This is a genomic window from Paenibacillus borealis (assembly GCF_000758665.1).
Taxonomy (GTDB): Bacteria; Bacillota; Bacilli; order Paenibacillales; family Paenibacillaceae; genus Paenibacillus_AQ; species Paenibacillus_AQ borealis.
In genome coordinates, this window is sequence record NZ_CP009285.1 from 170,086 (window position 1) to 184,647 (window position 14,562).

Consider the following 14,562-nt stretch of genomic DNA (forward strand, 5'->3'; position numbering starts at 1 on the left):
GAAGAGGCGCTTGCTCTGCTGTTTATGGCAGGGCGGGCGCCTTTTTTAGGAGAAAGTTTCGTTGAAATCTCTCAAATTGTTTAAATAAATGTAATAAGGTTGATAGAATGACTCTTAAATCCTTAAGAAACTGTAAAGCGCATTGTAACATCCGCCGATCTTCTTATCACTATAATAGGAAGAGTGAAGCTGAGGGAACACATCACGTAACTATCATCGTACCAGCGGAAGGGGAAGAACAACAATGAAAATGAATGATACTTTGAAGAAATACGCCCGCAAATGGGGCGCAGGAATGATTGCAGCGGGAATGCTGCTCGGTGGAGCCGCAATACCAGCAGGTATAACTCAGGCAGCTCCAGCAGCTGCTCAGGTGAAGGCTGCATCCTCCCCGGTAGTACTGAAGGTAAACGGCAAGATTGCAGCGCAGAAGGGGCTTTTCCAGGACGGAAAGGTATGGATTCCGGTAACGTTTATGCGCGATGCGCTGGGGATGCCGCTATCTTATGATAAAGCAGAGAAGACGTATACCATCGGTACAGGTACTACAAAAACTAAACTGACGGTTACTGAATACTATACTACGATTAAAGTGAACAATTATTTTATCGGCGAATATGAAGTGAAGAATATGGATAACCGCTTCTATGTTTCGTTTGACCTGCTCAGCGATTACTTAGGCTACAAGGGTGACTGGAGTGCCGCTACGGGACGGCTCAATGTGATGAAGAGAACGCAAAATGCGGTAACTATAAAGACTGAGAGCTATGTTAAGGACCATAAAGATGCACCAATCAAGCTGGATTATCCACAGGTCAGCGGTCTTGCAAGTAGCGAGGCTGAGAAGGCAATCAATGATACAATCAAACAGACGATTCAGAAATACGCGGCTTACGCCGAAGATCAAATCTCCCTTAAATCCGAGGACGACCGTCCGTATGAATTCGAAGGCGGTTATGTGGTCACTTATAATCAGGACGGCGTGCTCAGTCTGATCACGAATCAATACGGGTACACCGGCGGTGCACATGGATCGACTATCCGCAATGCCTTTACCTTCTCACTTAAGGACGGCAAACGCCTGCTGCTGGGGGATTTGTTCAAGGCTAATCCTAACTACAAGAAACAGCTGAATGCCAAGGTATCTACTGAAATCAAGGCAAACGGAGGTTATCTGGGAGGATTCACAGGCCTGAATACAGAGAAATACTTCTATCTGAAAGAGGGCAAGGTCGTGCTCTTCTTCCAGCAATATGAGTATACTGCATACGCTACAGGCTTCCCGGAGGTAATCTTCAGCTTCAAGGAGCTGCTGCCGGACGGAAGCAGTCCGTTCACAGCATTGAAATAACCTATTAGGCTCACAGTTCCGGCAGTTCCATCTATCATGCCCTTGTGTTTCCTCCGGGAGACGTAAGGGCATGATTTCATTTGCGTGCCTATTAAGGCCGCCTTGCCGTTACCACATCCCCCGGGCAGTCATAAGCTAAAGAAAGCAGGCAGCTTATAGCGGGGAGGGAAGGATATGGTCTATCAGTATACGGCCATTGGAGATTCATTAACGACCGGATTCGGGGCGCTGCCCGGGAACGGATTTGTTCCCGTCTACCGCCGGATGGCGGAAGGGCGGCTGCAGACTCCGGTTGCTTCAGCGAATCTGGGAGTGAACGGTCTGACAACAGCGGGGCTGGAGCAGCGCCTTAAGACAGATGGCGGTTTTCGTTCTGCGGTTAAGGATGCGGAGATCATCACCGTCTCTATCGGCGGCAATGATCTGATTAAGGCCGCCAAAGCCGCAGCGGGAAGGCCGGGTGAGCTGAATGGATATCTGCAAAAAGCGCTCCGGGACTGCAAACGGAATTTCAGCGATATTATGAGTACTCTGTCACAGCTGAAGACGGGTACGCGCAGTCCCTATATTATCCGGATTGTAGGTCTCTATAATCCGTATCCGCAGGTGGATGAGGCTACAGAATGGGTAAGGCAGTTCAACCGCTATGCGGCAGGCTACAGCAGTTATGCCGTAGGATTTGCTTCCATTTATCATGAATTTGCCGGCAATGAGCGGGGGCTGCTGTTCCTGGATCATATCCATCCGAACGGCAGGGGCTACCGGGTAATCGCCGGTAAGCTGGATGCCCTGGGATATGGAAGTTTGAGGTGAATCATCAGCATATACGCCAAATAAAGAGGCTGCCGCAGACCTGTAGGTCCGTGGCAGCCTCTTTATTTGGTGGTAAAGTATAGAATTTAAACGCCTGTCGGCAATGTCTTCTCAATGACTTTATCGACAATGCCATATTCAGCTGCATCGGCAGCACTCATGAAGTAGTCGCGGTCTGTATCCTTCTCGATCTTCTCGATCGGCTGACCGGTACGTTCGGACAGAATGCGGTTCAGCTTCTCACGCAGCTTGATGATGCGGCGGGCGCGGATTTCGATATCCGAAGCCTGACCCTGTGCACCGCCGAGCGGCTGGTGAATCATAATTTCGCTGTTCGGCAAGGCAAAGCGCTTGCCCTTGGCGCCGGCGTTAAGCAGGAAGGCTCCCATGGAAGCGGCCATCCCTACACAGATGGTGGACACATCCGGTTTAATGTACTGCATTGTATCAAATATAGCCATACCCGCTGTAATGGAACCGCCAGGGCTGTTCACATACAGGTGAATATCCTTATCCGGATCCTCGGCAGCCAGGAACAGCATTTGTGCGATGATGGAATTGGCCACCACGTCATTAACCTCCGTTCCAAGGAAAATGATGCGGTCCTTCAGCAGGCGGGAATAGATGTCATAAGCGCGCTCACCGCGGTTGCTCTGTTCTACTACCATAGGAATATAACTCACGTGGAAAACCTCCTTGAAATTGGTGCTTCGAATGTGTTCATTTTTACTGTTACCGTATTAACCACATGATAAACAAATTCAAACAAAAAGTCAAAGAAAGTCAAACCTGCAGTGAAAAAAGATTTTGGGACCGGCCGAGTTTGCTCAACCTCCCTGCTGGACGGCTAGGAGCATGGACTTAAATTTCCTGCGTTTGTGGTAATTTGGAAATAAACAAGATGAAGTCGGGGGCCATTCCTGCATTAAACTATGCGTCTAATCTATGTAGCATGAAAAAGACCCGCAAAAAGGAAATTTCCATTCTGCGGGTCGAATATATTTATTTGGTTAAATTGTAAATGATGGCGCGCCCGCCAAGAATCGAACTTGGATCTCAGGCTTCGGAGGCCTACGTCATATCCATTGGACCACGGGCGCAACAGAAATTATTATAATACACATATCGTATAAAAGCAACGTGTAAAACCAGTCGTGCAAAAAATAGTTTTTCCGGCTCCCGGGCAGATGAGAGCTTCCCACCTGATAGTCAGGTGAATGGAGGTTTTCAGGCATGCGCTTAAGGGCGTGGTCACTTCTCACAGACCGGAAGATGTATAAGATGAAACCGGTCTGAGAATTATAGTCTCGGAACACTTGCACTCTGCGTCAGTTTTGGGTAGAATATGGGTGGGACTTAAAAAGTTAACCCGGGACATTTTGAGACCATGAACGAGGGAAAAGAGAAAGACGAAGTTGCAGGAGTGAAAGCATGCGTAATTTATTGGAAATCCAAAAGCAGCTTCTGCCTGATCTCATGGAAACCCTTAAGAGACGGTATACGATTCTACATCAGATCATGCTGTCCGATATTATTGGGCGCAGAACGCTTGCCGCCTCGCTTGATATGACCGAGCGGGTGCTGCGCGCCGAGACGGATCTTCTGAAATCGCAAGGGCTCATTGAGATCGAGAGCGTCGGCATGCGCATTAGCGATGCCGGGCGCAGACTGCTTGACCTGCTGGAGCCGATCGCCAAGAGCCTCTTCGGCCTGGATGATCTGGAAGAGAAAATTCGTACAACGTACGGTCTCAGTAAAGTAATTGTTGTACCTGGCGACTGCGAGACCTCGCTGTTCACCAAGCGTGAACTGGGGCGTGCAGGTTCGAAGGCACTGCTCAGTGTACTGCGCAGTGATGACACGATTGCCGTCACAGGCGGATCGACCCTGGCCGAAATGGCCGATCAGTTGACCCCGCCGCTATCCCTTTCCTATAAGAACGCCTGGGTCGTTCCGGCGCGCGGGGGACTGGGAGAGAGTATGGAAATTCAGGCCAACACCATTGCTTCGACTATGGCCAAACGGATTGGTGCCAATTACCGTCTGCTCCATGTGCCTGATCTGCTCAGCGGCGATGCCTATCAGTCGCTTGCGCTGGACTCCAATATTGGAGAGATTGTACAGATTATCCGCAGATCGCGTATTATTGTGCATGGAATTGGTGATGCCATTGAAATGACCCACCGCCGTAAGCTGGACTCCGGTACAATCTCAGAGATTCAGGGCGAGGGTGCAGTAGCCGAATCGTTCGGTTATTATTTCAACGAGAATGGCGAAGTGGTGCATACCATGTTAACCATGGGGCTGCGTCTGGAAGACATTATCCGTACAGAAATCGTCATCGGTATTGCCGGAGGCAAACGCAAGGCGAAGGCCATTCATGCGATGCTGCGGTTCGGGCAAGAGGATATTCTCGTAACAGACGAGGCGGCTGCTGTCGAAATCGGCAGAGAAATCGACAAACAGTTGCAGCAAGTTCTATAGATCCCATTTTATGGGGCGCGCGCGGACTGATTATGCATTATACTTAACATTGTTGTCTTGACGAGCCTCACGGCCTGTCTTGAATAAATAAAACGAAATCTAGGAGGAACTATTCAATGAGTGTAAAAGTTGGTATTAACGGTTTTGGACGTATTGGACGCCTTGCATTCCGCCGTATTCAAAATGTAGAAGGTATCGAAGTGGTAGCAATCAACGACTTGACTGACGCTAAGATGCTTGCTCATTTGCTTAAATATGATACAACTCAAGGTAAATTCCAAGGCGATGTTGAAGTGCATGACGGCTTCTTCAAAGTTAACGGTAAAGATGTTAAGGTTCTGGCAAACCGCAACCCTGAAGAACTTCCTTGGGGAGAGCTTGGCGTTGATATCGTTCTGGAATGCACAGGTTTCTTCACAACTAAAGAAGCCGCTGAGAAGCACCTTAAAGGCGGAGCTAAGAAAGTAGTTATTTCCGCTCCAGCTACAGGCGACATGAAAACTGTTGTTTACAACGTAAACGATGACATCCTTGATGGCACTGAAACAGTTATCTCCGGCGCATCTTGCACAACTAACTGTCTGGCTCCAATGGCCAAAGTCCTGAACGACAAGTTCGGTATCATTGAAGGCCTGATGACTACTATCCACGCTTACACTGGCGACCAGAACACTCTTGATGCTCCACACGCTAAAGGCGACTTCAGACGTGCCCGCGCTGCTGCTGAGAACATCATCCCTAACACTACCGGTGCTGCTAAAGCAATCGGCCTGGTAATTCCGGAACTTAAAGGTAAACTTGACGGCGCAGCACAACGTGTGCCTGTAGCTACTGGTTCCCTGACTGAGCTGGTTACTGTTCTGGATAAGAGCGTAACTGTTGAAGAAATCAACGCAGCCATGAAAGAAGCTTCCGATCCAGAAACTTACGGCTACACTGAAGATGAAATCGTATCTTCCGACATCAAGGGTATGACTTTCGGTTCCCTGTTCGATGCTACACAAACTAAAGTCCTGACTGTTGGCGACAAACAACTGGTTAAAACTGTTGCTTGGTATGACAATGAAATGTCCTACACTGCACAACTCGTTCGTACTTTGGAGAAGTTCGCTAAACTTGCTCAATAAGACCGATTTTATATAAGCAGTACAATAGAGCGGAAACAATGAAAGTCTGTTTCCGCTCTTTCTAAATGGATTCGTGAACGAACCAATTTTGGGTGTGGAGGAAATGTTAATCATGAACAAAAAAAGTGTCCGTGATGTAGAAGTAAAAGGCAAACGCGTATTCGTGCGTGTAGATTTCAACGTGCCAGTGGAAGACGGTAAGATCACTGATGATACCCGTATCCGCGAAACCCTTCCAACAATTAAATACCTGATTGAGAACGGTGCAAAGGTCATTCTGGCCAGCCACATGGGCCGTCCCAAAGGTGAATTCGTCGATTCCATGCGGTTGACTTCCGCAGCTGTACGCCTGTCCGAATTGCTCGGCAAGCCGGTAGCCAAAGCTGATGAAGCAATTGGCGAAGCGGTAAAAGCACAAATCGCTGAACTGAACGAAGGCGACGTGCTTGTGCTTGAGAATGTCCGTTTCTATAAAGGTGAAGAAAAGAACGATCCTGAACTGGCTAAGCAGTTCGCTGAACTGGCTGACCTGTTCGTCAATGACGCATTCGGTGCGGCTCACCGTGCCCATGCTTCGACAGAAGGTATCGCTCATTTCCTGCCTGCAGTATCCGGCCTTCTGATGGAGAAGGAATTGTCCGTTCTGGGTAAGGCTCTATCCAATCCTGAACGTCCTTTCACTGCGATCATCGGCGGATCTAAAGTTAAAGACAAAATTGACGTGATCGACAACCTGCTGACTCTGGCTGACAATGTATTGATTGGCGGCGGCCTTTCTTACACCTTCACCAAAGCTCAAGGTTACGAAATCGGAAATTCTTTGGTGGACAACGACAAAATCGATGCGGCTCTTGGATTCATCGAGAAAGCCAAAAAGCTGGGCAAAAACTTCGTGCTTCCGGTTGACGTTGTAGTCGCTGACAAGTTCGGTGCAGATGCCAATACCAAAATTGTAGATGTAACTGATATTCCTGCTGGCTGGGAAGGTCTGGACATCGGTCCTAAAACCCGTGAAATTTACGCCGATATCATCAAAAACTCCAAGCTGGTTGTTTGGAACGGACCTATGGGCGTATTCGAAATTGATATCTTTGCTGAAGGTACAATTGCCGTAGCCCAGGCTTGCGCAACTACCGAAGGTTACACTGTTATCGGTGGCGGTGATTCCGCAGCAGCTGCTGAGAAATTCCACCTCGCAGACCAAATGGATCATATCTCCACTGGCGGCGGCGCATCACTCGAGTTCATGGAAGGTAAGGCACTTCCGGGTGTAGAAGCACTGAACGACAAGTAAGACGTAGAAGGTAGAAGGAGGCAATCCATTACTATGAGTAGAACACCTATCATTGCCGGTAACTGGAAAATGTTCAAAACCGTTCCGGAAGCCGAAGGCTTCATCGCTGAAATCAAAGGCCAGGCGGAAGTGGAAGGCGTAGAGACTGTAATCTGCGCACCATTCACTAACCTGCCTGCACTTGTTGCAGCTGTACAAGGCACCAGCATCAAAATTGGTGCACAGAACCTGCACTTCGAAGATAACGGCGCCTACACAGGTGAAATCAGCGGTGTAATGCTGAAGGATCTTGGTGTGGAGTATGTTATTATCGGCCACTCCGAACGCCGTGCATACTTCGGTGAAACGGACGAAATCGTTAACAAAAAAATGCATGCGGCATTCCGCCACGGCATTACTCCAATTGTCTGCGTAGGCGAAAAGCTCGAAGAGCGCGAAGCTGACCAGACAAAGGACGTGTGCAAAGTTCAGACTGAAGCGGCATTTGCCGGCCTTAGCGCTGAACAGGCAGCAAGCGTAGTTATCGCCTATGAGCCTATCTGGGCTATCGGCACAGGTAAATCCTCTACTTCCCAGGATGCTAACGAAGTTATTGCTTACATCCGTACCCTTGTAAAAGGCTTGTATGATGAAGCAACTGCTGAAGCTGTCCGTATCCAATACGGCGGCAGCGTGAAGCCTGAGAATGTAACGGAGTACATGAGTCAAAGCGACATCGACGGCGCTCTAGTCGGCGGTGCCAGCCTGCAGCCTGCTTCCTTCGTTTCACTCGTTGAGGGGGCGAAGTAAGAATGTCAGCACCAAGACCTGTAGCTCTAATCATCATGGACGGTTTCGGTTTGCGTAACACGGATGAAGGCAATGCGGTTGCCCAAGCCAACAAACCGAACTACGATCGTTACCTGAAACAATATCCGAATACTACGCTTACCGCTTGCGGCGAAGCTGTAGGTCTGCCGGAAGGACAAATGGGTAACTCTGAAGTAGGGCACCTTAACATCGGCGCAGGCCGGATCGTATACCAGGATCTGACCCGCATCGATAAGTCTATCCGTGACGGGGAATTCTTTGAGAACGAAACGCTGGTTGCTGCGGTGAGAAGCGCCAAAACAACCGGCAAAAAGCTTCACCTCTATGCACTTGTATCCGATGGTGGCGTGCACAGTCACATCAACCACTTGTTCGCCATGCTCGATCTGGCCAAAAAAGAAGACTTGCATGAAGTTTATATTCATGCCTTCATGGATGGCCGCGACGTACCACCCGACAGTGGACAGAAGTTCATTCAGGACCTGGTAGCCAAGATCGAAGAAGTTGGCGTAGGCACGATTGCTACGGTATCCGGACGTTATTATGCCATGGACCGTGACAAACGCTGGGAACGTGTAGAGAAAGCTTATCGTGCAATGGTATATGGCGAAGGCCCTAAATATACCGATGCACTTCAGGCGATCACTGGATCTTACCAGAATTCTGTGTATGATGAATTTGTAGAGCCAAGTGTGATTGTAGATAGCCTGGGCAACCCGGTTGCGACAGTGGAAAGCGGCGATTCTGTCATTTTCCTTAACTTCCGTCCTGACCGTGCCATTCAGCTGTCGCAAGTATTCACAAACTCTGACTTCCGCGGTTTCGACCGTGGTCCTAAATTCCCGGAAGGTCTGCACTTCGTATGTTTGACTACCTTCAGCGAGACTGTTCAAGGCTTCGTGGCTTACTCTCCGAAGAACCTGGACAACACGCTCGGTGAAGTGCTGGTTCAGCAGAACAAGAAGCAGTTGCGTATCGCGGAAACTGAGAAGTATCCGCATGTTACTTTCTTCTTCAGCGGCGGACGCGATGAGGAGCTTCCTGGCGAAACCCGTATCCTGATCAACTCACCGAAAGTGGCAACCTATGATCTGCAGCCTGAGATGAGCGCATACGAAGTGGCGGCGGCCTGCGTAGCGGAGATCGAAGCAGACAGACAAGATGCCATTATCCTGAACTTTGCTAACCCTGATATGGTTGGACACTCCGGCATGCTGGAGCCTACCATCAAGGCAGTTGAAGTAACGGACGAATGCGTAGGTAAAGTTGTGGATGCAGTAGTTGCCAAAGGCGGCGTTGCAATCATCATTGCCGATCACGGCAATGCGGATATGGTATTCGATGAGAACGGCCGTCCGTTCACAGCCCATACCACCAACCCTGTTCCTTTCATTGTTACAACTGAAGATGTAGTACTGCGTGAATCCGGTATTCTTGCAGACGTGGCGCCGACAATCTTAGATCTGATGGGACTTCCGCAGCCTGCGGAAATGACCGGACAATCCATGATTGCCAGCCGCAAATAGGTAATACCCTAAGTTACATTGTTACACTAAAACCAAAGTTAAAAGGAGATTAAACTTACATGACTATTATTTCTGATGTGTATGCTCGCGAAGTCCTTGACTCCCGCGGTAACCCTACTGTAGAGGTTGACGTTTATCTTGAATCCGGTGCAAAAGGCCGCGCTATCGTTCCTTCCGGCGCTTCCACTGGTGCTCATGAAGCTGTAGAGCTTCGTGACGGCGACAAATCCCGTTACATGGGTAAAGGCGTTCTGAAAGCTGTTGAGAACGTAAATGAAATTATCGCTCCAGAAGTAATCGGTATGGACGCTCTTGACCAAGTGGGCATCGACAAATTGATGATCACTTTGGACGGAACTCCTAACAAAGGCAAGCTGGGCGCTAACGCAATCCTGGCAGTTTCCATGGCCGTAGCTCGTGCAGCTGCAGCAGCTCTGGATATTCCTTTGTACGTATACCTGGGCGGATTCAACGCTAAAACTCTTCCAGTACCAATGATGAACATCATCAACGGTGGTGAGCATGCCGACAACAACATCGACGTTCAAGAGTTCATGGTTCTTCCTGTAGGCGCTCCAAGCTTCAAAGAAGCTCTGCGTACAGGTGCAGAAATCTTCCACAACCTGAAATCCGTACTGCAATCCAAAGGCCTGAACACAGCTGTAGGTGACGAAGGCGGTTTCGCACCAAACCTTGGTTCGAATGAAGAAGCAATCACTACAATCATCGAAGCTATCGAAAAAGCCGGTTACAAACCAGGCGTTGACGTATTCCTCGGTATGGACGTTGCTTCCACTGAGTTCTACAAAGACGGTAAATACACACTTGCTGGTGAAGGCAAATCCTACACTTCCGCTGAGTATGTTGACCTTCTTGCTTCTTGGGTTGAGAAATATCCAATCATCACCATCGAAGACGGTATGTCTGAAGATGACTGGGATGGCTGGAAATTGCTTACTGAAAAATTGGGCGACAAAGTCCAATTGGTTGGTGACGACTTGTTCGTAACTAACACTGAGCGTCTGGCAACAGGTATCGAAAAAGGTATCGGTAACTCCATCCTGGTTAAGGTTAACCAGATTGGTACACTGACTGAAACCTTCGATGCTATCGAAATGGCTAAACGCGCTGGTTACACAGCAGTTATCTCCCACCGTTCCGGTGAATCCGAAGACAGCACAATCGCTGACATCGCTGTAGCGACTAACGCTGGCCAGATCAAAACGGGTGCTCCTTCCCGTACAGACCGCGTTGCTAAATACAACCAGTTGCTTCGCATCGAAGATGAACTGGGCGAATTGGCTCAATACAACGGCCTGAAATCCTTCTACAACCTCAAAAGATAATTTCTTTTGACCCTATATTTAAAAGGCCTGCCGGACTTCGGCAGGCTTTTTCTTTTGGCCGCGTTCTGTAATCGAGCGAGGTTGCCTGCTGCTGCTTGTACTTGTCTCCTATAGGCGACAAACCTGAGGAATTTAATAGGCAGATTAGTAGAATGAGGTTTGTATGGTTGTATTCAATCTATGGCTATGATACAATAAAAATACTGTTTATGAAATCGTGAGGTCTAATTTAGCATAGATAGTGATGCTTGGACGTAGGAGGTGGAAGTGAATGGATATCTTTTTGAAAGTGGTGCTTCTGATTTTTGCCGTAGGTCTGATTGCGGTCGTTCTTCTGCAAAAAGGGAAAAGCGCGGGTCTTTCCGGTGCCATCTCCGGCGGTGCTGAGCATCTCTTCGGTAAAACAAAGGCACGCGGTATGGAGCTTGTGTTGCAGCGTGTAACAGTTGGATTGGCTGCAGGATTCTTCATCATGTCAATCGTTGTGGCCATTGTTATTGATTAGTTTGCCTACAGTAAGCCTTCGCTCTGTTCTGAATGGAATAGGCGGGGGCTTTTTTGTATGCAGTTTTAACACTGGGAACATCATAACAGGGATGCCCGGGATTGATTTCGTGTATACTAGGGTATGAAGTATATAAAGGTAAAATTTACTTGGATTTATTAAAGATGCATTAGGACAAGACATACATATATGCCAGCGGCATGTGAATGCTGCGGAGGGCCGAGGTGACGAAGATGATAACACAAGAAATTCTACTTGATTTCATGCGGGAGACCGCTTATAAACCACTAACTTATGAAGAACTGGTGAGCCATTTCGCAATAGAGGATAGCGAAACGTTCAAAGCCTTCGAAACCTTGCTGATTGATCTGGAGAAGGACGGCCGGATCATTCTAACCCGGAATAGCCGTTACGGCGTGCCGGAACGGATGGACCTGCTGCGCGGACGGCTGCAGGCCCATGCGAAGGGTTTTGCTTTTCTGATACCCGATGACCGTGATCATCCGGATGTGTACATCCATGCCAATGATCTGAAGGGCGCCATGAATGGTGACATCGTACTGATCCGGATTACCTCGAAGAGCCCGTCCGGCGGGCGTATGGAAGGCGAAGTCGAGCGGATTCTGATCAGAGGCGTGTCGCAGACGGTTGGCGTATTCCAGAGCCTGGAGACGTATGGCTTCGTGCTGCCTGATGATAAGCGGATTAACCGGGATATCTTCATTCCCAAGCAGTCCTTCAAGGGAGCGGTTGATGGGGAAAAGGTCGTTGTCCGCATTGTGAACTATCCGGAGGGCCGTGCTGCGGCTGAAGGAGAAATCATCGAGATCCTCGGTCATAAGGATGACCCGGGCGTGGATATTCTGTCGGTTATCCGCAAGCATCAGCTGCCGGAGGCTTTCCCGGCTGAGGTGATGACGGAAGCGGAGCAGGCGCCAGATTCTATTACCGATGAAGAGATTATTCAGCAGGGCCGCCGCGATCTGCGAGGACTGAATATTGTGACCATTGACGGCGCGGATGCCAAGGACCTGGATGATGCCGTGAACGTTGAACGTCTGGAGAATGGCCATTACAAGCTGGGCGTTCATATTGCTGACGTAGGCTATTATGTGCGTGAAGGCTCCGAGCTGGATAAAGAAGCTTATGACCGCGGCTGCAGCGTGTATCTGGTTGACCGGGTCATCCCCATGCTGCCGCACCGGCTGTCGAATGGGATTTGCAGCTTGAATCCTCAGGTAGACCGCTTGACGATGTCCTGTGAGATGGAATTTGACGAGCACATGAAGGTTGTGAAGCATGATGTGTTCACGAGTGTAATCCGTACCAAGGAGAGAATGACTTACTCCGATGTGCGTAAAATTGTTGAGGATGAAGATCCTGAACTGTTGGAGCGCTACGCCCCTCTAATCGCTGATTTCCGCCTGATGAAGGAAATCGCGATGAAGCTGCGCGATGCCCGGATGCGGCGCGGAGCGGTTGACTTCGATTTTGAAGAGAGCAAGATCATCGTAGATGAGTCCGGTAAAGCTATCGATATTGTGAAGCGTGAGCGTTCAGTGGCGGAGCAGATTATCGAGGAATTCATGCTCGCGGCTAATGAGACAGTAGCGGAGCACTTCCACTGGCTGAAGGTTCCTTTCCTATACCGGATTCATGAAGACCCGGACCCGGAGAAGCTGCAGAATTTCATGGCCTTCGCAGGTAACTTCGGCTACCACGTCAAAGGACGGGGAAATTCCGTTCATCCGCGTGCACTGCAGGATCTGCTGGAGCAGATTCAAGGCACCAAGGAGCAGACGGTGATCAGCACGATGATGCTGCGCTCCATGAAGCAGGCGAAATACGATGCCGAGAGCACAGGCCACTTCGGTCTGGCGGCAGAGTTCTACTCCCACTTCACCTCGCCGATCCGCCGTTATCCCGACCTTGCCATCCACCGCGTAATGCGCGAGGTGCTTGAGAATGGCGGAGCTCTGACAGAGAAGCGCCATGAGTATCTTGCTTCCCGGATGCCGGATATTGCCCAGCAGTCGTCAGAGCGCGAGCGTGTAGCGGTAGAGGCTGAGCGTGACGTTGAGCAGCTGAAGAAAGCGGAGTTCATGCAGGATAAGGTAGGCGAAGAATTCGACGCGATGATCAGCAGCGTGACCAGCTTCGGGATGTTCATCGAGCTGGACAACACCGTTGAAGGCCTGATCCGCCTCAGCGCGTTGAGCGATGACTATTACCATTTCGATGAAGCCCATATGGCCCTCATCGGTGAGCGTACCTCTAAGGTGTTCCGTATCGGGGACGAAGTGAAGATCCGGGTGGCCAAGGTCAATATGGACGATCATACGATCGACTTCGAACTGGTCGATATGAAGCCGCGCGCGGCAGGCGATCACCGGAACTACGGTGGACGCGGCGGCAAAGGCGGCCGTCCGGCAGCCGGAGGCTTCAGCAAGCCGTTTGCGGGTAAGGCTGGCGGCGGTGGCAAGGGCCGTGGAGGTAAGGGTAAGCCTGGCAGCGCAGCAATTGGTGCGGGTAAAGGCGGCGCTGGGAAGGGCAAAAACGGCGGGGCTGCAGCCGGTGCGGGTGGCTTCAGTGCCGCAGGTAAAGGCAAGGCTGGCCATGCAGCGGCCAGAGGCAGCGTCTTTGGCGGCGCAGGCAAGAGCGGCGGAGCGGGCGCCGGTGAAGAGCTGCCGGCAGGCGCAGCGCCGGCTGAAGACGGCGGCGCAGCAGGCGGCGGCCGTAAGCGCGGGCGCGGGCCGGAAGCGGCAGCGCGGCGTGCACTTGCCGCCGCCTCCACAGCGGGCGGCGCTGCGAAGGCGGACCGCCGGGGCGAAGCCGGCGGTTCGGGTGCTCCGCGCGAGCGTGAGCGCGGCAGAGGCCGCGGCGGAGACGGCGGAGGCAGTGCCGCGGGACGCGGCATTGCCTTCGGCTTCGGCTCCGGCAAGGGCGGCTACGGCGCGCCAAGCGGGGGCGGAGCCGAGCAGGCGGGCGGTGAGCTGCGCGGCGTAGACGCGAGCACACGGTTCCGCAGCCGCGAGGACCTCGGCGGCAGCTTCGGCAGTGAAGGCAACGGCGCAGCGCCGGAGGGCAAGAGCCGCCGCAAGAAGAAGAAAGGCGGCGTCTTCATCGGCACCTCTGTGACTCCAGGCAACGTGGAGACCACTAATCCGGCACCGGCAGGCGCTGGCGATAAGAGCGGCAATCCGGAGGGCGCGGGCCGCAGGAAGCGCAAGAAGAAACCTCAGGCTTAACCTGGAATAATAGAGGGCACTGTTCCTTTAGGGGGACAGTGCTTTTTTAGAATATAAT

11 protein-coding genes and 1 tRNA gene are annotated in these 14,562 nt (G+C 50.8%); 10 read left to right on the forward strand and 2 right to left on the reverse strand.

Going from position 1 to position 14,562, the window contains the following annotated elements:
* The first annotated feature begins 244 nt into the window (after positions 1 to 244).
* Positions 245 to 1,351, forward strand: a complete 1,107-nt coding sequence (locus PBOR_RS00855; protein ID WP_052429272.1) for a DUF3298 and DUF4163 domain-containing protein — start codon at positions 245 to 247, stop codon at positions 1,349 to 1,351.
* Positions 1,352 to 1,525: 174 nt separating this feature from the next.
* The gene (locus PBOR_RS00860; protein WP_042210025.1) at positions 1,526 to 2,164 is read left to right on the forward strand and encodes a GDSL-type esterase/lipase family protein; all 639 of its coding nucleotides are present in this window, start codon (positions 1,526 to 1,528) and stop codon (positions 2,162 to 2,164) included.
* An 86-nt stretch (positions 2,165 to 2,250) separates the two neighbouring features.
* Here PBOR_RS00860 and clpP read toward each other — a convergent pair whose 3' ends face one another.
* Both clpP and PBOR_RS00870 read right to left on the reverse strand, forming a co-directional pair.
* A complete protein-coding gene (clpP, locus tag PBOR_RS00865) occupies positions 2,251 to 2,847 on the reverse strand; it encodes an ATP-dependent Clp endopeptidase proteolytic subunit ClpP (RefSeq protein WP_042132753.1) in 597 nt (198 codons plus the stop codon).
* A 342-nt stretch (positions 2,848 to 3,189) separates the two neighbouring features.
* Positions 3,190 to 3,264 (reverse strand) — tRNA-Arg (locus PBOR_RS00870).
* Positions 3,265 to 3,595: 331 nt separating this feature from the next.
* Here PBOR_RS00870 and PBOR_RS00875 point away from each other — a divergent pair.
* From PBOR_RS00875 to rnr, 8 genes are all read left to right on the forward strand, one after another.
* Positions 3,596 to 4,648, forward strand: a complete 1,053-nt coding sequence (locus PBOR_RS00875) for a sugar-binding transcriptional regulator (protein ID WP_042210026.1) — start codon at positions 3,596 to 3,598, stop codon at positions 4,646 to 4,648.
* 116 nt (positions 4,649 to 4,764) lie between these two features.
* A complete protein-coding gene (gene gap, locus PBOR_RS00880; protein ID WP_042210027.1) occupies positions 4,765 to 5,775 on the forward strand; it encodes a type I glyceraldehyde-3-phosphate dehydrogenase in 1,011 nt (336 codons plus the stop codon).
* A gap of 112 nt (positions 5,776 to 5,887) precedes the next feature.
* A complete protein-coding gene (locus tag PBOR_RS00885) occupies positions 5,888 to 7,069 on the forward strand; it encodes a phosphoglycerate kinase (RefSeq protein ID WP_042210028.1) in 1,182 nt (393 codons plus the stop codon).
* A 33-nt stretch (positions 7,070 to 7,102) separates the two neighbouring features.
* On the forward strand, positions 7,103 to 7,858 hold the full coding sequence (tpiA, locus tag PBOR_RS00890; RefSeq protein WP_039302428.1) for a triose-phosphate isomerase: 756 nt from the start codon (positions 7,103 to 7,105) through the stop codon (positions 7,856 to 7,858).
* Between the two features lie 2 nt (positions 7,859 to 7,860).
* Positions 7,861 to 9,405 carry a 2,3-bisphosphoglycerate-independent phosphoglycerate mutase gene (gene gpmI, locus PBOR_RS00895; RefSeq protein WP_042210029.1) on the forward strand — a complete coding sequence of 515 codons (1,545 nt, stop codon included), beginning with the start codon at positions 7,861 to 7,863 and terminating at the stop codon, positions 9,403 to 9,405.
* Positions 9,406 to 9,464: 59 nt separating this feature from the next.
* Entirely contained in the window at positions 9,465 to 10,751 is a 1,287-nt protein-coding gene (eno, locus tag PBOR_RS00900; RefSeq protein WP_036687130.1) for a phosphopyruvate hydratase, read from the forward strand.
* Between the two features lie 271 nt (positions 10,752 to 11,022).
* Positions 11,023 to 11,256 carry a preprotein translocase subunit SecG gene (gene secG / locus PBOR_RS00905; protein WP_042132758.1) on the forward strand — a complete coding sequence of 78 codons (234 nt, stop codon included), beginning with the start codon at positions 11,023 to 11,025 and terminating at the stop codon, positions 11,254 to 11,256.
* A gap of 233 nt (positions 11,257 to 11,489) precedes the next feature.
* The gene (gene rnr, locus PBOR_RS00910) at positions 11,490 to 14,504 is read left to right on the forward strand and encodes a ribonuclease R (protein WP_081972311.1); all 3,015 of its coding nucleotides are present in this window, start codon (positions 11,490 to 11,492) and stop codon (positions 14,502 to 14,504) included.
* Positions 14,505 to 14,562: the final 58 nt, after the last annotated feature.

Bases quoted from the DNA above. Each gene is read 5' to 3' on its own strand.
- rnr (WP_081972311.1), top strand. From the start codon at position 11,490: ATGATAACACAAGAAATTCTACTTGATTTCATGCGGGAGACCGCTTAT.
- gpmI (WP_042210029.1), top strand. From the start codon at position 7,861: ATGTCAGCACCAAGACCTGTAGCTCTAATCATCATGGACGGTTTCGGT.
- eno (WP_036687130.1), top strand. From the start codon at position 9,465: ATGACTATTATTTCTGATGTGTATGCTCGCGAAGTCCTTGACTCCCGC.
- PBOR_RS00855 (WP_052429272.1), top strand. From the start codon at position 245: ATGAAAATGAATGATACTTTGAAGAAATACGCCCGCAAATGGGGCGCA.
- gap (WP_042210027.1), top strand. From the start codon at position 4,765: ATGAGTGTAAAAGTTGGTATTAACGGTTTTGGACGTATTGGACGCCTT.
- tpiA (WP_039302428.1), top strand. From the start codon at position 7,103: ATGAGTAGAACACCTATCATTGCCGGTAACTGGAAAATGTTCAAAACC.
- PBOR_RS00885 (WP_042210028.1), top strand. From the start codon at position 5,888: ATGAACAAAAAAAGTGTCCGTGATGTAGAAGTAAAAGGCAAACGCGTA.
- PBOR_RS00860 (WP_042210025.1), top strand. From the start codon at position 1,526: ATGGTCTATCAGTATACGGCCATTGGAGATTCATTAACGACCGGATTC.
- secG (WP_042132758.1), top strand. From the start codon at position 11,023: ATGGATATCTTTTTGAAAGTGGTGCTTCTGATTTTTGCCGTAGGTCTG.
- PBOR_RS00875 (WP_042210026.1), top strand. From the start codon at position 3,596: ATGCGTAATTTATTGGAAATCCAAAAGCAGCTTCTGCCTGATCTCATG.